At 39.4% G+C, this 18,788-nt stretch carries 16 protein-coding genes, 2 tRNA genes and 1 pseudogene; 9 read left to right on the top strand and 10 right to left on the bottom strand.

Translation table 11 applies throughout. From position 1 onward, the window contains the following. The first annotated feature begins 1,332 nt into the window (after window positions 1-1,332). The 5 genes from L2764_RS11845 to L2764_RS11830 all read left to right on the top strand — a co-directional run bounded on the left by L2764_RS11845 (window position 1,333) and on the right by L2764_RS11830 (window position 6,551). Window positions 1,333-2,370, top strand: a complete 1,038-nt coding sequence (locus L2764_RS11845) for a 2OG-Fe(II) oxygenase family protein (RefSeq protein ID WP_248940437.1) — start codon at window positions 1,333-1,335, stop codon at window positions 2,368-2,370. A 42-nt stretch (window positions 2,371-2,412) separates the two neighbouring features. Continuing rightward, window positions 2,413-3,780, top strand: coding sequence for a hypothetical protein (locus tag L2764_RS11840; protein ID WP_248940436.1), 1,368 nt, complete (start codon window positions 2,413-2,415; stop codon window positions 3,778-3,780). 120 nt (window positions 3,781-3,900) lie between these two features. Next, the gene (locus L2764_RS28235) at window positions 3,901-4,293 is read left to right on the top strand and encodes a nuclear transport factor 2 family protein (protein WP_376708409.1); all 393 of its coding nucleotides are present in this window, start codon (window positions 3,901-3,903) and stop codon (window positions 4,291-4,293) included. A 171-nt stretch (window positions 4,294-4,464) separates the two neighbouring features. Further along, on the top strand, window positions 4,465-5,589 hold the full coding sequence (locus tag L2764_RS11835; protein ID WP_248940435.1) for an ISAs1 family transposase: 1,125 nt from the start codon (window positions 4,465-4,467) through the stop codon (window positions 5,587-5,589). Between the two features lie 395 nt (window positions 5,590-5,984). After that, a complete protein-coding gene (locus L2764_RS11830) occupies window positions 5,985-6,551 on the top strand; it encodes a DUF4879 domain-containing protein (protein ID WP_248940434.1) in 567 nt (188 codons plus the stop codon). 83 nt (window positions 6,552-6,634) lie between these two features. Here the strand turns inward: L2764_RS11830 and L2764_RS11825 are convergent, their stop codons facing one another. Then, window positions 6,635-6,949: a hypothetical protein gene (locus L2764_RS11825; protein WP_248940433.1), complete on the bottom strand. Its 315-nt coding sequence runs from the start codon at window positions 6,947-6,949 to the stop codon at window positions 6,635-6,637. Window positions 6,950-6,978: 29 nt separating this feature from the next. Here L2764_RS11825 and L2764_RS11820 point away from each other — a divergent pair. Next, window positions 6,979-7,571, top strand: a pseudogene (locus L2764_RS11820) (IS30 family transposase); the annotation flags it as partial. 37 nt (window positions 7,572-7,608) lie between these two features. Here the strand turns inward: L2764_RS11820 and L2764_RS11815 are convergent. The 5 genes from L2764_RS11815 to dnaQ all read right to left on the bottom strand — a co-directional run bounded on the left by L2764_RS11815 (window position 7,609) and on the right by dnaQ (window position 11,305). Further along, window positions 7,609-8,073: a hypothetical protein gene (locus tag L2764_RS11815; RefSeq protein ID WP_248940431.1), complete on the bottom strand. Its 465-nt coding sequence runs from the start codon at window positions 8,071-8,073 to the stop codon at window positions 7,609-7,611. 558 nt (window positions 8,074-8,631) lie between these two features. Further along, window positions 8,632-8,708, bottom strand: a tRNA-Asp gene (locus tag L2764_RS11810). 207 nt (window positions 8,709-8,915) lie between these two features. Beyond that, window positions 8,916-8,992: transfer RNA gene (locus L2764_RS11805), tRNA-Asp, on the bottom strand. A gap of 230 nt (window positions 8,993-9,222) precedes the next feature. Beyond that, window positions 9,223-10,554: a TIGR03503 family protein gene (locus L2764_RS11800; RefSeq protein ID WP_248940430.1), complete on the bottom strand. Its 1,332-nt coding sequence runs from the start codon at window positions 10,552-10,554 to the stop codon at window positions 9,223-9,225. Between the two features lie 25 nt (window positions 10,555-10,579). Continuing rightward, window positions 10,580-11,305 (bottom strand): DNA polymerase III subunit epsilon, encoded by a 726-nt coding sequence (gene dnaQ / locus L2764_RS11795; RefSeq protein ID WP_248940429.1) that lies wholly within the window; start codon window positions 11,303-11,305, stop codon window positions 10,580-10,582. 81 nt (window positions 11,306-11,386) lie between these two features. On the opposite strand from dnaQ, the gene rnhA reads away from it, so the two are divergent. Further along, a complete protein-coding gene (gene rnhA, locus L2764_RS11790) occupies window positions 11,387-11,863 on the top strand; it encodes a ribonuclease HI (RefSeq protein ID WP_248940428.1) in 477 nt (158 codons plus the stop codon). An 85-nt stretch (window positions 11,864-11,948) separates the two neighbouring features. Here rnhA and L2764_RS11785 read toward each other — a convergent pair whose 3' ends face one another. Both L2764_RS11785 and L2764_RS11780 read right to left on the bottom strand, forming a co-directional pair. Next, window positions 11,949-12,839, bottom strand: coding sequence for a LysR substrate-binding domain-containing protein (locus tag L2764_RS11785; protein WP_248940427.1), 891 nt, complete (start codon window positions 12,837-12,839; stop codon window positions 11,949-11,951). 36 nt (window positions 12,840-12,875) lie between these two features. Beyond that, window positions 12,876-13,637, bottom strand: coding sequence for a class I SAM-dependent methyltransferase (locus tag L2764_RS11780; protein WP_248940426.1), 762 nt, complete (start codon window positions 13,635-13,637; stop codon window positions 12,876-12,878). A gap of 189 nt (window positions 13,638-13,826) precedes the next feature. Here L2764_RS11780 and gloB point away from each other — a divergent pair, with 189 nt between their 5' ends. Together gloB and L2764_RS11770 are read left to right on the top strand one after the other, a co-directional pair. Beyond that, a complete protein-coding gene (gloB, locus tag L2764_RS11775) occupies window positions 13,827-14,618 on the top strand; it encodes a hydroxyacylglutathione hydrolase (protein WP_248940425.1) in 792 nt (263 codons plus the stop codon). An 89-nt stretch (window positions 14,619-14,707) separates the two neighbouring features. Beyond that, entirely contained in the window at window positions 14,708-16,249 is a 1,542-nt protein-coding gene (locus L2764_RS11770; RefSeq protein ID WP_248940423.1) for a lytic transglycosylase, read from the top strand. 154 nt (window positions 16,250-16,403) lie between these two features. On the opposite strand, the gene L2764_RS11765 is transcribed toward L2764_RS11770, so the two are convergent. Together L2764_RS11765 and L2764_RS11760 are read right to left on the bottom strand one after the other, a co-directional pair. Next, a complete protein-coding gene (locus L2764_RS11765) occupies window positions 16,404-16,937 on the bottom strand; it encodes a BsuPI-related putative proteinase inhibitor (protein ID WP_248940422.1) in 534 nt (177 codons plus the stop codon). Then, window positions 16,937-18,775, bottom strand: coding sequence for an AsmA family protein (locus tag L2764_RS11760; protein WP_248940421.1), 1,839 nt, complete (start codon window positions 18,773-18,775; stop codon window positions 16,937-16,939). The genes L2764_RS11765 and L2764_RS11760 overlap by 1 nt, the downstream gene beginning before the upstream one ends. Window positions 18,776-18,788 lie beyond the last annotated feature (13 nt).

The following is an 18,788-nucleotide window of genomic DNA, read 5'->3' as shown; positions in this document are numbered from 1 at the left end:
AGTTCCGTAGAGTGGCTACGCGCTATGAGAGAAAGGCTAAGTACTATTTAGGGACGCTTCAATTAGCTGCTTCTATGATTTGGTTAGCGTAATTGTCAACGCCCCCTAGTTCGCAGAGCAAAAAAATCAAAGACATATATGGACAAGGATACTACTTCAATTGAGTTATCCGCTTGGGTATTCACTTTTTATTGGGTGTGTGGGTTCGCTAATTAATTAGATTATTAGGTATTAGGGGCCCAAGTAAGCTTGTTAATTCCACAAAATCAGTACTGCTCTCGGATAATAAGTGGATCCTAGACTGCCTACTTTATCAATTATTACCTGGAAAGCGATCAACGGAGAGTTAGATGCAATACTTGGACGAAAAAACATGATGGCAATGGCGAATAGTAATAATAAAAAGTGCTATTTGTGGGGCTTAATCTTCTATTACGATAACGACTTAAAATATAGAGTAAATGATTGTTAATGACAGTATGAAGAAATTAAAAACTGTTGTTTTATTTTAATACTGCCCTATAGCATATATTTCTATTTATTATTAGTGATAATTCTATTCTTTTCATATAATAATGCATACTGCGAGAAACTAAAATTGTGCAACCAGCACATGGTACAACATTAATAAAACAAATATTACCAACCCATATTAAATAATAAATGGGTTTACTGGTTAGTTGTTTATTAATGGCGATTTAATTCTGAATTATCATCTATAAGGACAATAAAAAGTGACCCTACGTTGGCAGATCATTCCATCTTACCATTTTTGTATTATTATATTTTTATATTTTTATATTTTTATATTTTTATATTTAAGTAAACTCTCAAGATATGGCTACTGTACGAAACATCCTTGCATTTCAGCGGGGACGTTAATTAAATAACTGCACTGTTATTATGGGTATCTATGACAACGAGAATAAATCATTTTTCATTACAAATAAACGCCGACGTAATAACCTGTAATATTTTTATTCAGATGTTTTGCTATTATTTAGTTTACTGTACATTATATTCAACAATAGATGAAACTGTAAAATAAATAGATAGGGTAATATACAATAGATCAGTTACTTAAGTTCAATAGAGGTTTAAAATGAAACATCACGATAACGGAGTATATATTTCTAATGAAAATCGTGACATATATTCATTAGGAATATCAAACTTGATGAGTAATTTTGATGATTATATCAAGTTAGACCAATTAATAATTCCGGCAAGCCACAATGCAGGAATGTCCCCATTATACCATTGTAATCCATTCATTGGATCTAGACCGTTTACTAAAATCCAAAGTGGAACATATTTTATGGTTAACCAACAATGAAAAAAGAAATTAAAACAGATATACATTTAGAATATTTCGATTCTATGAATTGGTATAATGAAAGTAGTGCGCCTAAAAATGTACCCATTATTGATCTTAAAGGTTTTAATTTTGATTCGAAAAATAATGATATCGAAAAAATAAAAGCCACTATAATCGAATGTTTAAAAAATGGGTCTGGTTTTTTTTATATAAAAAATTTTGGTATTGAGGAAGCGTATCTAAGTGAATTCCTTCGGGTTACGGGTGAATTATTTCAGATGCCTAAAAATGAAAAAGAAAAACTTATTTGCCCAACCTTACCACTAAGAGGCTACACCGAGACAAATAAAGAAAACACAGCCTTAGCGATCAATTCTGGGGACAGCCCTGATATTTGTATGAAATATACATGGACGCAAAACAATATTTATCCAAATATTGATTTTAAAAATAATTGGGACCTTTATATGGATAAGACGAGGTCAATTTCTCGAAAACTTCTTGAGTTAATTCGCTCGGCACTAGGAGAAGATGAAAAAAACAATCAATTATGGAATAACGTCATTAATGGTGAAGGAATGGTTCGGCACTTATATTACCCTGATATTCCATCAAATTCCGAAGATCCATTGAACCACAATTTATCAACTAATGAAACACCACTAAGAATGGGAAACCATAGTGATATAGGTTCGATTACTCTTCTATATCAAACACCTTGCCCGAATGGTTTTGTCAGTTTAGAAGCTGAAATTGATGATGGTTTTGTTGGTATTCCTGCAATTAGAAATACTATGGTAGTAAATATTGGTGATACCCTGTCGATCATAACGGGAGGTGAAATAAAAGCAACTAAGCATAGAGTCTTACAATCTAATCATCAAGGAAGTGAAAGAACCGCAACCGCTTTGTTTTATTTCCCCAGCTCAGATTTTGATTTAAAAAAAATAGATAAAACCGAATACCAGGGGCTTATTGGGAAAATCAACCCTAATACATTCTCTGATTTCCTAAACTCAATGTCTGAAAACTATTGTAATAAAAATTTATAATATTGATGTTGATGTTGTTTTAAGTAATAAGAGGATGTTGTCATGTATTTAAGTAAATGGCTATTCAATAAAGATCTTGTAAAAGTAGATAAAAGTGCTCTCGATCGTCATTTGGGACTGGAAATATTGTCGGCAGACATGACCTTAGAAGCTTTGGATTGCATAAAAATAAAAAAGTTACCTTTTTTCGATACAACGACTGGGGATCAATGGTGCGAAGCTAGGAGCTCATTGATTATAAATATTTTTAATAAATTGGACATTAAAGAATCTGAAATTGAAATTCATATTAATAAATTAGTTGATTTTAAGCGTGACATTTACATTATTAGAAGCGATCTAATAAGTCATGAAGGAGAGAAAACATCAAACAGTATTTTCAAGCTAATTAAAAAAGACATCTCACAATTTCTTCAACACTATAAGATCGAATCAAATTCCTTATCTGAAGAGATAAGAAATTTGACACTGTGTTATTTTTTGAAAAAACATTACTCTCTACACAATTCAGGGAAAGAGCAAATCGACTTCTTGGTAAAAAAGTATCAATTATCACCAAAGCTTATAAGAAATACGATAAAAAAATCTAAGAAGATTGTCAATGACATTACCGATAGTTATGTTAATTCCATTTCATGGAAAGTATTAGACTATGGGCGAAAAGGAAATCTTGAACCTAAAGACAGGCAAGAATATGAGGCGCACCACCTAATTTTAAGAAAAGTATTGACTCATAATGGATTAAAAAAAAGAGCAACTTATCCTGGGATGAAAATAATTTTAGCTGAACTATGGATAGAAAAAATCCCTATCATCATTAATGTTAGAGTTATGAAATCTAAAAGTATCTACAGTAGTCTAAAATTAATATATGTCTCAACCCCCCATACCCCTTATAGTTTTAACTCTATTAGCTTAGAAAAAGCTCAAGAGTCTAATTTACTAGACAGTTATTGTTTTAGTATTGAAGCTGTTAGTTGTTTTAACCGTTATAGACCTGAAGAAACTGATAGCGTATCCCTTTCTAAGCATTTAGATAACTTACCTGTTTCAACTCTTCCTGATTGCCAAAAGGTTGAAGCGATAAGGCATAAATGTGAACACTTAGGAGTTGAAAGAATCCTTGAATATAATACTGTAATACACTCACAGTATCTTGATGAAAGCGTTAACTTAGATCTAAATGACGATGTGCTTTCTTCAATAGACCCCAGTTTCAAGAAACGCTATAAAAATCTAAAAAAAGAAGCTCAAATTATTGGTTGCTGTTCAGAAAACATGGAAGCCATTAGGGTCTATCATATATATCCAGATTTGCTTAAAGAAGCTATTAATCGAAAAAAATCTACAATTTGGGCTTGGCATAGTAAGGCTCTTCTAGAACATCAGAAAGTTTCGTATATCTCTTAACCTTATTGCTGAGGTTGGTACGCACTAATAGGTAAATAATTTTACTTTAAAGACCCGCTATATAGTCAAATTACGTTTCATACTTTGGAGACAATATATTATGGACATAAAAAATAAAAAATTGATATTATTAAAAACTTTTCAGAAGCATGGGTTAAAAAAGATTTAAATGGATCTTTAAATTACCTAAGTGAAAACTGCATTTGCAACAATACTCCTGTTGTTAAAATAACAGGAAAAGATGAAATCAGAGATTACTTCCAAAATATTTTTAATGCGGTTGATGATATAAAAAGTGAATTTAAGAGTTTTCATTTTTCTGAGAGTGGCGACGTGATTTGCGAGTTCCAAAAGCAATTTACGGAAAATGGTAAGTCAGTTATGGTTGAACAAATGATCTCCTTCACTATTGAAAATGAAAAAATAGTTAGTTATTCATCATATTTTGATAAATCAGAGTTAACTCAGCTCACTAGTCTGGGGAAGATTATTAGAAATAAAGACAAAGTCTAGTTTTATAAAAGTCCTTGTAACAAATTCTGTGTAACAGCTAGTTTTATATAAAGTTTTTAAAACGGCATTCAAACTCAGGGGCAGGTCGTGAACGTTATTTAAGCAATTTCAAGGAAATATTGACCTTAACAAGTGCTTGTGATCTTATACTCCTTTTAAAGGTGTGAGATTATGTATATCGAATCATTCAAACAGCATTTTAGCGCGATTGATGACCCTCGCCAAAGTGCAAAAGTCAGCTATCCATTGTTCGATATACTGCTCGGTTCTCTGTGCGCAGTGATTGCAGGTTCGAACGGTTGGTTCGAGATCCGAGAATATATTCTTGGTCATCATCATTGGTTTAAAACGCAAAAAATGTTTACCGATAGCATCCCTGCTGACGATACCATTGCTCGAACCCTTTCAGTGATTGATCCTGAGAGTTTTAACGCCTGTTTTATAGCATGGATGCAATCGGTTCATCCGCTAACGAACGGGGAAGTGATTGCGATTGATGGGAAAACACTACGCGGCTCCTATAATCGTAATGACCGAAACAGCACTATTCATATGATAAGTACCTATGCCTCAGCAAATAATCGGGTACTTGGGCAATTAAAAACAGACCAGAAAAGTAATGAAATCACGGCAATTCCAGCGCTTTTTAAAATGCTAGCGCTACGCGGAGCACTAGTGACAATCGATGCGATGGGCTGTCAAACTAATATTGCTAAAACGATTATCGACAAAGGGGGTGATTACCTATTGGCTGTAAAAAACAATCAAGGCAACTTAGCTAAAGCAGTCAATCAAGCTTTTAGTCCGCATCGCTCAACAGCCCTAAATAAAGATAATTTACAGATAGAAACGGGGCATGGCCGTATTGAAAGTCGAGCATGCTATGTTGTCAGTTCAAGTGAGCTAGAAGGTGACTTTTCACGCTGGGAAGGGCTCAAAAGCATCGTTATGGTTGAAAGTTTTCGGGCTGTTAAAGGTAAGGCGATAAGCCTTGAATATCGTTATTATATCAGTTCGAAAACGTTATCAGCAGAGCAAGCCTTAAGTGCGACTCGCGAGCATTGGGGTATCGAATCAATGCACTGGATATTGGATGTCAACATGAACGAAGATGCCTGTCAGATATACAAAAATAACGGTGCTGAAAATCTAGCTTATTTGAGACATATGGCACTCAATATGCCTCGAAAAGAACCAACAAAGGTGAGTATCGTAGGTAAACAAAAGCGTTGCTTAATAAATCCTCATTTTTTAGAGAAGGTTTTAATCGCTGGATTATGTAGCTCGGCTAAATAACATACACTCATGCGGTAGCCCTAGAGTCTCGGCTATGTTTTCTGTCCCGGTTACCCATCTAAATCTCTCGAAAAATATAACCTGTTTATAGTGCGCATGGGTAATCACCTCACCTTTTACTTAAAAAAGCAGCCAGTACTCAATCCGTAAATATTCATTTATCTAGGGTCTGTTGACGCGGCTTATTAAGCCTTTTGGATAGCATCAGTTTGATGCGGTACAGTGTGTAATATGAATATAGATGGGTACAATTTATTGCACCATAAATTGTGATCTCACCCTCAAATTGACTTTTTATTTTCCCCTTCTATAGCAAGACTCATAATAGCAACTAAGCTATAAGCGTTATAAAAAACGGCAGTACTTTATAAAAGAATATAACTAATGGACTCGTTATGAAAAAAATACTTTTGAGCATGACGCTGTTGCTTGCTTCTTTATCAAATGTTGTATTAGCGGATGAAAAACAAACTGTGTTGCAAGCTTACCAAAGCTCATTTGATACTCCTCAGTATCACTACATGATCGAAAAAGGAAAACAGAGAATACTGGAATTGGATACTCAGTATAAACAAATGCTAAAGGAAACGAACAGGACGTTAGCGTCGGCACCGCCATTGACTGTACTTGAAATAGTCGGGGTGTTTAGTAACACCTCAGGTTGGACTTACGTCACTAATGTTAATGATATTTCTCACCCCTATAATGTTAATGATATTATCGCCATTCATACCATTGAATATGGCTATGGTCATATTCAAATGGCTAAATTTAATGGTTCAATACTCGATCAAGTTGAGAGTAACCCTATTTTAGACAGCTCAAATATAGCGATTGGTTGGGAGTACGCTTATATTATTACCGATTGGGCTTTTATGGCGGATAATGGTACGGCAACTTATGAGAGTCATTCGATAAACTCACCTTGGAATAAAGAGACCGATTCTTTATACATCCCGTAATATTTTTTAATTTTTACGTCTAAAAAAACGCCACCTTTCAGTGGCGTTTTTAACGCTTATATTGGCCTAAATGGACCATTAATTCACTTTCTCTGCACTGAAGTTAAACCCAATGGCATAAGGGCAGGCAGGAACAAGAGAGTAGGTATAGTGCCAATTGCGGTGCCGCCAATCAGGGTATAGGCCATGGATCCCCAGAAGGAGGATTGAGTTAAGGGAATAAAAGCCAGTACAGCAGTGAGCGCGGTTAAAATCACCGGGCGTGAGCGCTGTACTGTGGTTTCAACAACGGTGTCATATTGTAACATGCCATCAGCGATATTATCTTTGATTTGCTGGATTAAAGATCGTTCAAGTGGAAATTGCGATATTAATAAGATCGCGACAATTATTGTCAATAGGGGCTAGTGAACGGTTACGATTTATCGGTGGAGAGCTTTATAGGCACCTTCGACAAGGGCATAAGCGATATCGTAAAGGAAAGCATAAAAAACGCCGCAGACCCATTTTAAATGCGGTATCGATTGATGAACGCCCAGAAATAGTAGGCACGCGAGAGCGGTTAGGAGACTGGGAAGCCGATACTGTGATAGTAAAACAAGACTCTTGCATCTTTGTCACATTAGCTGAGCGTAAAAGTCGTTTTATTTAGTGAAACGCGTTGATAGTAAGCATACAGGCGTGGTCAAAAAAGCCTTGATAGCCATGCTGACACCTTACAAAGATGATGTTCACACCATCACTTTTGATAACGGTGGTGAGTTTGCAGAGCATGCAGCAGTTGTAAGAGCACTAGAAGCAGATGCATACTTTGCTCATCCGTACTCATCTTATGAGCGTGGATTAAATGAAAACTTTAATGGGCTACTGAGGCAGTATTTCCCAAAAGGAATGGATGTAAGTCAAGTTACGGAGAAAGAAGTTCAGGCAGTCCAAGAGTGACTGAACTTAAGGCCAAGAAAGTGTCTTGGTTATAAGCAGCCTAAAGTAGCATTTGAAGCGCTACGTCAGGTGGCATAAGCGAGTGTTGCACTTGCGAATTGAATTCGCCGGGTACCTAAGCCAATGCGGTATGTGGCTCGCCCTGTCCCACATCAAGATATGCCGGCAAACTCCTTAAAAAGAAGTGATCCCAACCGCATTTACAAATATCAAAACAAAGTAATTCTGGCTCTAAACCCATATGAGTAAAATAGATTTCTCGATAAGTACCATAATTTTTGATACGCCAAATCAACTGTGTACCTAACCATTCCGTCTCAATACTCTTAGGTTGCCCTTGATGAATATGCCGTGCATCCGTACACACTAAACCCACCGTTTTACCGGGTGTTAACTCTTGTGCCATTAGCGTCCAATAGGATTTTCCGGGGGGGAAAGTAAATGTAGCCGTATCGCCAACATTCACAATCGGGTTATCCGGCCGTGTCCACCAATGCCCGAAGCCACGAGTTAATGCCTGATAGATCTCATCACTATCAGCATGGACTCGCACTTTTTTCTGATAACTCATTTCACTCATGTGAGCCTCCCACCTCTTCACTTAATGAGTGTATACCCTAAATCTTGTTTACGCCGAAAATCCACTATTAATACAATCCATTATTTTTAAACAAAACGATACCCAAGCCACTTGAAAGTACATGTTTTAAGAATCCGTAAAAAAAGCTTAATTCAAGGCGCATTATCGCAGGAATGCTTATTACCTTTTAAACCAATGAAAACCAGAAGTGAATGCCACAGAGGATCACAGAGTACGGAGCTTAAATGAATAGCAAGGTAATGCCTTATCAACGGCGCTAATGTACGCTATTTCAATAAGTGAACAGAATAAATGAACGAAAATGAATAATGACTATACAAGAACGAAAAAAGCCTCATCGAAAGGTGAGGCTTGTTCTTTTATCGGCGGAGCTGAGTTGCTCTTTATAAAAAATGACCCCGCGATCCCCTGCGTGACAGTCGACTATCGCTAATAAAAAATATAACCAACTGCACTCCGCAGTTAATTTTACCAATGCCAGATACGAAAAAGTCCCCGCTAAATTCTATAAAGAAAAAGCGAGGACTCTCGTAATATTGGCGGAGCGGACGGGACTCGAACCCGCGACCCCCGGCGTGACAGGCCGGTATTCTAACCAACTGAACTACCGCTCCAATTTCTTATTAACGAATATAATCCATTAATACAAAATTCTATACTTTTACGTCACTATCTTATTGAACGATGTTTTATGATTATTTAACCTGCACCACTATACGCGACAGGCCGACTTCTTCTAAAAGCCCTAACCAACTGAACTAGCGCTCCAAATTGTGATTAACAAACTAACGTCTCTTAATTCAAAATTTGAGTAACTTGATTGGCGGAGCGGACGGGACTCGAACCCGCGACCCCCGGCGTGACAGGCCGGTATTCTAACCAACTGAACTACCGCTCCACATCAAGTTGATGCGAATCATACGGATGAGAAGCATCGCCGTCAATTATTTTTTTTAATTTCAAGCTCAATCAATCAAAAAACAATCAAAAAACAATCAAAATGAGCATATTTAAAACAATAAAGGTAAGTTAATCAATTGCTCAACAGCAAACGATCACACTATTTTCTAACAGCGATAACAATCCTTAACGGAGGGGATTAAAGGATAAAGACAGCTCACACTATTGCTAATATTTGCCTCCAGGCAAAGTTAAATCAATCTCATCAAGCACCATACTCACATCAGCCTGACTCTGTTTGAGTGCGTGTTTAGCAGAGCGTCGACTCACCGCTTGCTGCTGTCGTCTTCGCCACCCCATAAAGCTCAATAATCCAGCTAGTAACAAAAAAGCGTTACCCGATATCATCCAAACGAGGACATGTTGTTTCGCTGTTTTCTCAGCTGCAACAGCCTGATCAAACTTAATAACTACGAGTTCTTTCGGCGTTAAACGAGGAGGAAGTTGGATCAAATTAAAAAATATTTCGGGTAGCATTAAATATATCTCCCTTGCTGCTCTAGCGTCTTTTGCGGTTGATCTCTCTTTAACAGTACTGACCGCACTCACATTGAGCCGATAGCCCCCTAAATGGGTAATTTTTGGCAAGGTGATCTCGGTGAATTTATCAGTGATATGATTAACGTCAATGGTTTGCCTCATCCCCGTCGGGCCAATTAACTCCAATACAACTTGTGTCTCAGCCAATGATAAGACGATATCATCCACATCAAGCATCAAACTTCTGATCGCTTCATCTGAAGAAGCGTCAGACATGAGAGCGACATTGATGGGCCTTTTGGATAATATGAAGGGGATCCTACGTTCTCGCTCGACAATATCATTGTACATTTTCACTTCAAAAATATACTCTCCCCACGCCTGATTAAAATCCAATTGACTGGTAAACACACCATCATCTGGCGACTCATCAAACGCCTCACCATTATCAAGATATTGACCCACATTCACACTGCCCACCGCAAAATTTTCATCTTGAGAGTGACGTACACTAATGAACCGCGCTTGCCATTTAATTAAATAATCCAATCCCGGTAAACGAATTCTATCACTGTCATTTTGAAGTGATGCCGTTAACTTCAAGCGCTCACCTTGAAAAACAGGTTGAGGGATAGTATCCACCCTAATGGATAAACTCGACGCTTTGGTGATGGTTGAACCCGAATTGATTTGACCTAATAATTGCCAAGGTCCCGCCATGGGCTGTTCAATCATAATCATATCCCCCGCTTTCCCCTGCGCCCAACTGACGTGCTCAGGGTGATGATTGGCATACCACTTTCGTCCATCGGGTAACACTATCACCACGGGAGCTGAACCATATTCTCGTTGAACAAATAAAGTTAAGCCCGAGACTTTATGATCAATTCTAAAACGATTCTTTAATTCATTGGCATCCTGAACGCCGATCCCATCGGGCATTGCCCAGCTCTGCCCCATCCATATCAATAAAGGTACATACATGGCGCATAAATAACGTAAGTGTCTTAATCCCTTCAAACGACTCTCCAACGCGTTGCTTATTTCATTCTCGCCAGATACAGGCGCCCGCTTTAGCCACAATATCCAGTCGAGCTTCATGCTGCGCTAGCTCATCGCCTCCAGCCATAACAACTTTTAGCTGAGGTCTATCTGCACTCAAGCGGTTAATCCCCCCATCTTGTCCTGCTTTTTCATTCGACAAATTAAACTTGGTTTGTCCCCCCGTCATGAGAAGATAAACGTCAGCTAAAATTTCAGCATCGAGTAGTGCACCATGAAGCTCTCGACGTGAATTATCAATACCGTAACGTCTACACAGTGCATTAAGGTTGTTTTTTTGGCCTGGATGCAAATATTTAGCAACGGCGAGTGAATCAACAATTTGGCAAATATTAGCCGTTTTCGGTCCCATGGGTTGTAACAATGAAAACTCATGATCCATGAAGCTCACATCGAAGTTCGCATTATGTGCCACGATTTCAGCACCATCAATAAATTCAATAAAGCGCTGAGCAATCTGATGAAAGGCCGGTTTATCCGCCACAAACTCATTGGTGAGTCCATGAACAGCAATCGCTTCTTCATCGATCAACTGATGGGGGTTAATATATTCGTGAAAATGTCGTCCCGTTAACCGCCTATCGATCACTTCAACACAACCCACTTCAATAATGCGGTGTCCAAGGTGAATGGCACCCCCACCTTGATTCATACCGGTGGTTTCAGTATCTAAAATAATTTGGCGCTTAGCGGTGGAAATAATATTCATAAAATTTTTACACTATTCAAAGTCAATTTAAGTAAAATACTACACTAGCATTTAGCGAATAATCACTATGGTAGCAACTTGATGGCCCAACGAAAACAACTCTCTATTTATACTGATGGATCTTGCCTAGGTAATCCCGGCCCTGGCGGATATGGAATAGTGATGAAATACAAGTCACATGTCAAAGAAATTGCCGATGGTTTTGCATTAACCACCAATAACAGGATGGAGTTATTAGCGTCCATTATCGCGATTGAAGCCTTAAAAGAACCTTGTCAGATTATTTTAACCAGCGATAGTCAGTATATGCGCCAAGGTATCACCCAATGGATCCATGGCTGGAAACGAAAAGGTTGGTTAACGGCGAATAAGCAACCCGTTAAAAATGCCGATCTTTGGAAACGACTCGATGCCACGATTATCTCACATGAAATTGACTGGCGCTGGGTCAAGGGTCACAGCGGGCATGCTGACAATGAACGCTGTGACACCTTAGCCCGACAAGCGGCTGAAGCTAAGCCTAAACAAGAAGATACAGGCTATACCCAAGCCGGTTAACAAGACCTATTCGACGGGCTTGGCACTATGTTTACTACAGAATAGTTTAATACAGCATGCTGATTTTGAACCACAGTGCATTTAACTATAAGTGTAAAAAATCATCACAAAACGTCATAAATCCCTGGGCTAATGGGGTAAAGTGGCAATCTTTATGTTTAATACGATAAAATTGCCGCTCTAATTGCAAATTCTCAACATGGATCACGCCAAAATCCTTACGAGCCAGTTCTTTTTCCAATGTCAGTTCAGACAAGACCCCAAGGCCACCGCCTTGCTTCACCGCTTGCTTGACCGCATCGGAAGAAGAAAAACGAAATTTTTCGATGGGTTGTATATTCAATTGATGAGCCGCATTCATAAAATACTCTCGCGTCCCCGATCCTTCTTCTCGCATCACCCATGGCATAAGACTGATCTGCTTAGCATCCACTTCTTTTTCCGCCAAAGGATGAGCGGGGTGACAAAATACCAATAATCTATCTTTATGCCAAGCCTCGACCTGTAAGCGGCTATCAATACATTCACCTTCAATAAAACCGACTTCACTCCTAAAGTGAAGTACCGAGTCAATCACATGTCGCGTATTATCAATGTCCACATCAACGCTCGCAGCAGTATGCTGCTGGCAAAATGCCACCGCACTCTTGGCTAATAAATAGTTGCCAATAGTCGAACTCGCACTGATGTTTAACGCTCCAGAAAGGGGATTATTATTCTGGGTAAAGAGCTGCTCAATGTCATTGATGCCTTGTAAAGACTGAGTGACTAAAGGTAATAATAAACGTCCCTGTGCATTTAAATGTAATCGATTACCGATCCGTTCAAATAAACGGGTATTAAGTTGTTTTTCTAATTCAGATAATGCCATTGATGTGGCCGGAGCCGATAAGTTAATCAATAATGAGGCCTTCGCAACTTGACCACTGCGAGCTACCGCCTCAAAAACCATCAATTGTTTTAATGTAATGCGCATTCTACCTATCTTTATATACTGACTTCCCAAGACATGTTACTCAGGGATCGTGTTGATGGATGGCTTAACCACAGGGCTTGGCACCCGCCCTGTACGGCCCGCCGTTGCAGTGGTCCATTTAGGTTGTTTGATGGTTTTTTTTATTTGCAGTGGTGTTAAGGGAACTTCCAATTTACGAGCAACAATCACATAAACACTGCCACTACTGGGTAACCACGACTTTAACCCTTGCTGCCAAAGGCTATTATTCTTAGAGATACGACTCAATAAATGATGATGAATAACCCTATCATCACTGACGACTTGATAACCTAATAACCCAAGCCAATCCTTCACTCTAGAGGGCGTGAAAAACCGTCCACTCCAAGGCAAGCTGTCTTGATATTGAGACAATAGCTTGCCAAGAAACAGAGGACTAATCGGATTAAAACCCACAATGATTAAATAGCCACCCGCAATTAGTACTCTATCCAGCTCTCTCAATAATCGATAAGGATCAGCATTAAACTCTAATAAAAAGTTCATCACCACCGCATCGATAGCAGAATTTTGGATAGGTAAATGAGTCAATTCAGCCATAATATCTGCCGTATCAGCGTCATAAAGGGAATATTCATTCTGAATAGACAGCCCCGTTTTATCCATAGTGGCACTGAGCCCCCCCAGATTCAGTAGATAATAGCCAAATATCCTGGGCCACCAAGGCGCTAAGGTTTGTTCGACGATAAAACGAATTGACTCCCCATTAGGAAGTTCACCCCATTGTTGAGGCGGAAACACCGTAGTATGCTGCAACAAAGACACCTCCGAAATATTGATATACCACAATCATAACGCTAATCAGTCCGTTTTGTTGAGTCTTATACCCGCTTTAATCAACACACTGCAATGAACAATCTATACTGAAGACTCACTAAAGCTATATACAACCCCCTCGCACTTTAAGTAAAATAAGGGATAGACTCACTAAAAGAATGCAGGTGCCACATGCTTAATATCATCCCACTCCCCGCCTTTACTGATAATTATATTTGGCTGATAAAACATTCAAATAGCCAAGATGTCTATGTGGTCGATCCTGGTGATGCAAATGTCGTGATTGATTATCTCAATGCGCATCAACTCACCTTAGCGGGAATCCTTATTACCCACCACCATATCGACCATACTGGCGGGATCCTTGCCCTAAAATCGTTTTCTGAGCAGCACTCCGCTCAAGCAGTATTACCCGTCTACGGCCCCGCATCAGAAAATATTAATGGCGTCAATCACCCCATTAATAACGAAAGAAGTATGATTCTAAAGACACTCAACATCAAGGTAACCATCTTTACAATCCCAGGCCATACCCTCGGCCATATTGCCTACTTAATGGATGATAATCTTTTTTGTGGCGATACCTTATTCAGTGGCGGCTGTGGCCGCTTATTTGAAGGCAGCCCCGAACAAATGCACACGTCACTCACCCAGTTAAGTCAATTACCAACAGAAACAAAAGTCTTTTGTACTCATGAATACACCTTAGCGAATCTAACGTTCGCCTCAGAAGTCGAACCCGATAACAACGACTTATACGCCTATAAAGAACAGGTCTCGCAATTAAGGCTGAACAACCAACCGTCTTTGCCTTCAAGCATAGGAATGGAACGTAAGATCAATCCCTTTTTACGCTGTGAACAAGATACAATTCAACGCGCGATCAGGCAACATTTCCAGCATCCCTCCCATGATAATCGCTCAACTTTCGCACTATTGCGTCAATGGAAGGACAACTTCTAAAAAATACTATACAATGCAGCGCTATTCGTGTCCCTAAGAACCGATGAAGTTACAGTGTTTGGGACCCTAGTTGAGGATAAATATTTTCAATGCGCGCACCTTATATTATTATTGCAGGGGGTTTTTCTCTGCTTACGGGTTGTCAATCATTAGACACCGTTGCCGTAACACCTATCACGATGGCATCAGAGCCCATCATGACGGCAGACACACAACAAGCCTCCCGATCTCCTGTTGTCATCGATGATGTTTGGCAACGGATCCGTCTCAATATGCACTTAAACGTTCCCGATAACAAATTAGTGAATCAATATCGAGATTGGTATATCAAACATCCACGGCATTTGGAGCTCATTTCAGAACGGGCAGCCCCGTTTTTATACCTCATTGTCAACGAAATTCAAAAACGTGATTTACCCATGGAACTGGCTCTACTGCCCGTGGTAGAAAGTGCTTTCGATCCTTTTGCCTATTCCCAGGGGGCTGCATCAGGTTTATGGCAATTTACGTCCCCAATGGCTAAATATTTTGGCTTACAAATGAATTGGTGGTATGACGGTAGACGTGATGTGCCAGCTGCCACTATCGCCGCCCTTGATATGATGGAATACTTGTATAAAAAAACCAATAATAACTGGTTATATGCCATCGCGGCCTATAATACTGGCGAAGGTCGAGTATTAAATGCCGTCAAGCGTAATAAGAAAAAAGGCATCGCCACCGATTTCTGGTCTCTTGACTTGCCCACAGAAACTGAACGTTATGTGCCGCAATTATTAGCCTTAGCCGATGTGATTAAAAATGCAGACACTTACGGTATAAAACTTAAAACCATCCCAAATAAACCTCGAATTGAAGTGGTTAATGTTGGTGAACAAATTGATTTAGCCGTGGCGGCAAATTTGGCCGATATGTCGACCTCAGCCTTACATAAGCTCAATCCCGGCTTTAATCGCTGGGCTACAGCGCCCAAAGGCCCCCATCGTTTAGTCTTACCCATTAGCAAAGCTGAACACTTCAAACAAGCTTTAGCGAATACGAAATCCGACGATCGTCTCAATTGGGAACGGTATAAAGTCAAATCCGGCGATAGTTTAAGTACCATAGCCAAACACTATCGAACCACCGTTGCCGCCCTTAAAGCCGTAAACGAAATAAAAGGCCATATTATTGTCGCGGGCAAATACCTGTTAATTCCCGTTGCAGCCAAAGAACCTGAGCAGTACGCCCTATCGCTAGAGCAGCGAACCAGCCGTAAACAAAATAAAAAACGTTCATCGGGTAAAGTCAACTATCAAGTCAAATCGGGTGACTCTCTTTGGAAAATAGCCCGTAGTTATAAAGTCAAAGTGACTCAATTGGCTAGCTGGAATAGTATGTCAGCTAAAGATCCGCTTAAAATTGGCCAAAAGCTGGTGATATGGACATCCAATGGCAAATCCAGTCTCAGTGCAATCATGAGAACGGTTCGCTATAAAGTGAGAAGTGGCGATTCTTTGGCACGCATTGCCGATAAATTTAACGTCAGTGTCACTGAATTAGTTAAATGGAATGCACTTGAAAAACAGAAGTATATCCAGCCAGGCCAAATGTTAAAACTCTATGTTGATATGACCAAGGTCAGAACCTAATAAGAGTGTAAGCCAACGGATTAGCATAAATTATAAGCAGCACTGAAATAAACAGTACTGAAATAAAAAGCGATTTTCTTTGTATTAAGAAGATCGCTTTTTATTTATAGGGCTTGTGTTTAAGTAAGCTTTGTACCAACAGTCACACAATACATTAATCTTTTAGCGATAATCTCTGAGTCACTTTATTCATCACTTGACCTTTTGATTCCGTTGCCTTCCCAGCAAAAGTCGCTTGCAAAGTATAATCACTGCCCCATAACTCTGATATTAGCTTGGCCGGTACTGCAAACCTAACCTTGATACTCTCACCCGCTCCCAATACCTTTTCTCGTAGTGCTTGGGTAAACATCATTTGCTCAGACCAAGTCCAAATTTTTTGCCCTTTGTCATTATAGATCAATAAATCCCCGCTTTTACCCGATGAAAATAATAATGGCACACCATAAGACTGCGGGTTACTCACCGTTAGCACCACAGTCAAAGCGGTGTTTTTCCCAATATGCGGCGGTAAAATGAGCTCCCCAGTCAACAAGCTTTGTTTCTTTTCACTCATAGGTAATGCCAACTTATTACCAACATCAGGTTGACTCACAGTCACCCCTCCTTGAGAAGCGGGCTCACTAATACTCGGAGCACACCCAAATATTGACAAAGAACATAATATTGCCCAACCTATTTTAGCCATTAAAATCCTCCTAATTTATCCAGCAATTTATCTTTTAATTTTTTTTGTAGTTTATCGGTTTCTTGTTTCACTTTACCCTTTAATAATGCGTCAGTATCCAGTGCAAATTTAGGCTCACTTATCGTGCCAGTGATCTTTAAAGGAATATTAATTCCACTTAAGACATTACTTTTTTTACCGCCTTGTCCCTCTAACGAGCCGACCACTTTAGCGGACAATTGATAATCAAGTGCTTGAGTAATAATGTTGGCATTACCCGCCCCATTTATGCGCACTAAAGGCGAAGCCATATTAAGATCATCGTTGCTGGCCACCCCTTTGGCAATCGTAAAACTGCCTGTCAAACGGGTAAAATCGGTTTTTTTCTCTTCATTAGTCTCAGCAACACTGCTGCCACTCAATTTGGCCTCAGCTTGACGGATCATTTGTGGCACATTAATCCCATAAAGCGCACCATCAACAATTTCAAATTTCCCTGATGCGATTAAATTTTTCTTGATGTTATCAGCAATAAGACTCGACCCTTTACCTTGAATACTTAAATTTGCCAGACCCGCTAATAAGTCAACTTGAGCCGCATCCGTTAATAACGGTCGAATTTCAACCCCTGTGATATTTTTCTTAAAAGAATAACTCGGTACAGAAGGCCTCGTATCGAGTACCGCACTGGCCACCAACTGCCCCTTATAAAGATCGGCCGTGAGTGAATTCATATTCAATACGCCCCCTTTCAATTGCGCCTGCATATTCCAATTCTCAGATTTAAGATTATTCATCTTAACGGATTTAACAGTGACAACGGCATCAAGATCAACTTGTTTTAATGCCGATAAGTCGGGCTCTACTGCCGCCTGTTGACTCTGATTATTGTCATCAGAGCTTTTAGCTGTCTCATCCACCATTGCCGCAGATAATTTGTCAAAATCTACATCATCAAAATCTAATCTCAGGTTAATATTCGGCACTTTATTCGCATAGTTAACGTCAATACTGGCCGAGCCATGTAAGTCCATTGCCGCAATATCGCTAAATCCAACCGTTAATGACTTAGCCTGTAAGTCGACTGCCACTTGCATCAAAACCTCGACCAATAAAGCAGGTGTTTGGCTGTCTATTTTTTGGATTTTATTTTTTATCTCAAAATCTTTAACGGTGATGTTTTGCATTTTATTATCAAGTCGCACGGCCCCTTCGCCTGAACTTTTCAATATCATGTCAGGTAATTTCGCCGTCAATTCATAATCAATCGTCGCAAACTCGCCTAATTGGAAACGTCCCAGCGTCAACTCAGCTAATGAAAAAACTTGTTCGGTTCCAGTTTGTTGATTAATAATCAACACTTGACTGTCTTTAATTTCAATTCCGCCAATCTCTAAACGTGAGACATTGCCCCCTGTATTAGAAGCACTTGAACCACCTGAAGAAGGGGGTTTTTGCTCAGATGTTGAAGCCGTTAAGCCATCCAGACCTGAACGTCCATCTTTCTGTGTTTCTAAAATAAAAGTCAATCCATCCAGCTTAAGCTGCTGGATCACGACGGCTTTCTGTAAAAGCGGTAAGAATTCAACTTCAGCAACCGCCTGCTTAACTTGCAACATCTCAGGGTATTCAAACCCTTGTGGGTTTGACACACTGATCCCACCTAATTCGATCCCCACGTGAGGGAAAAATGTCCACTTTAAATCATCCGTTACCGTTAATTGGCGTCCGGTCTTCTCTTTTACAAATTCAATAATTTGAGGTTTAAAATCATTAGGGTCAAAAAACAGACTAATATAAGCTGCAAAGGCGACACATAAAGTGAATAAAGCGATAACAAGCCATTTTATTACTTTCATTAGAGGTTCCATT

Origin of the sequence: Shewanella surugensis, assembly GCF_023284005.1 — a bacterium.
GTDB lineage: Bacteria > Pseudomonadota > Gammaproteobacteria > Enterobacterales > Shewanellaceae > Shewanella > Shewanella surugensis.
This window is presented reverse-complemented; position numbering and strand designations above follow the sequence as displayed.

What these genes read in the sequence shown, in the direction of transcription:
- L2764_RS11845 (WP_248940437.1), top strand. Translation starts at nt 1,333, where the DNA reads ATGAAAAAAGAAATTAAAACAGATATACATTTAGAATATTTCGATTCT.
- L2764_RS11840 (WP_248940436.1), top strand. Translation starts at nt 2,413, where the DNA reads ATGTATTTAAGTAAATGGCTATTCAATAAAGATCTTGTAAAAGTAGAT.
- L2764_RS11835 (WP_248940435.1), top strand. Translation starts at nt 4,465, where the DNA reads ATGTATATCGAATCATTCAAACAGCATTTTAGCGCGATTGATGACCCT.
- L2764_RS11830 (WP_248940434.1), top strand. Translation starts at nt 5,985, where the DNA reads ATGAAAAAAATACTTTTGAGCATGACGCTGTTGCTTGCTTCTTTATCA.
- L2764_RS11815 (WP_248940431.1), bottom strand. Translation starts at nt 8,073, where the DNA reads ATGAGTGAAATGAGTTATCAGAAAAAAGTGCGAGTCCATGCTGATAGT.
- dnaQ (WP_248940429.1), bottom strand. Translation starts at nt 11,305, where the DNA reads ATGAATATTATTTCCACCGCTAAGCGCCAAATTATTTTAGATACTGAA.
- rnhA (WP_248940428.1), top strand. Translation starts at nt 11,387, where the DNA reads ATGGCCCAACGAAAACAACTCTCTATTTATACTGATGGATCTTGCCTA.
- L2764_RS11785 (WP_248940427.1), bottom strand. Translation starts at nt 12,839, where the DNA reads ATGCGCATTACATTAAAACAATTGATGGTTTTTGAGGCGGTAGCTCGC.
- gloB (WP_248940425.1), top strand. Translation starts at nt 13,827, where the DNA reads ATGCTTAATATCATCCCACTCCCCGCCTTTACTGATAATTATATTTGG.
- L2764_RS11770 (WP_248940423.1), top strand. Translation starts at nt 14,708, where the DNA reads ATGCGCGCACCTTATATTATTATTGCAGGGGGTTTTTCTCTGCTTACG.
- L2764_RS11765 (WP_248940422.1), bottom strand. Translation starts at nt 16,937, where the DNA reads ATGGCTAAAATAGGTTGGGCAATATTATGTTCTTTGTCAATATTTGGG.
- L2764_RS11760 (WP_248940421.1), bottom strand. Translation starts at nt 18,775, where the DNA reads ATGAAAGTAATAAAATGGCTTGTTATCGCTTTATTCACTTTATGTGTC.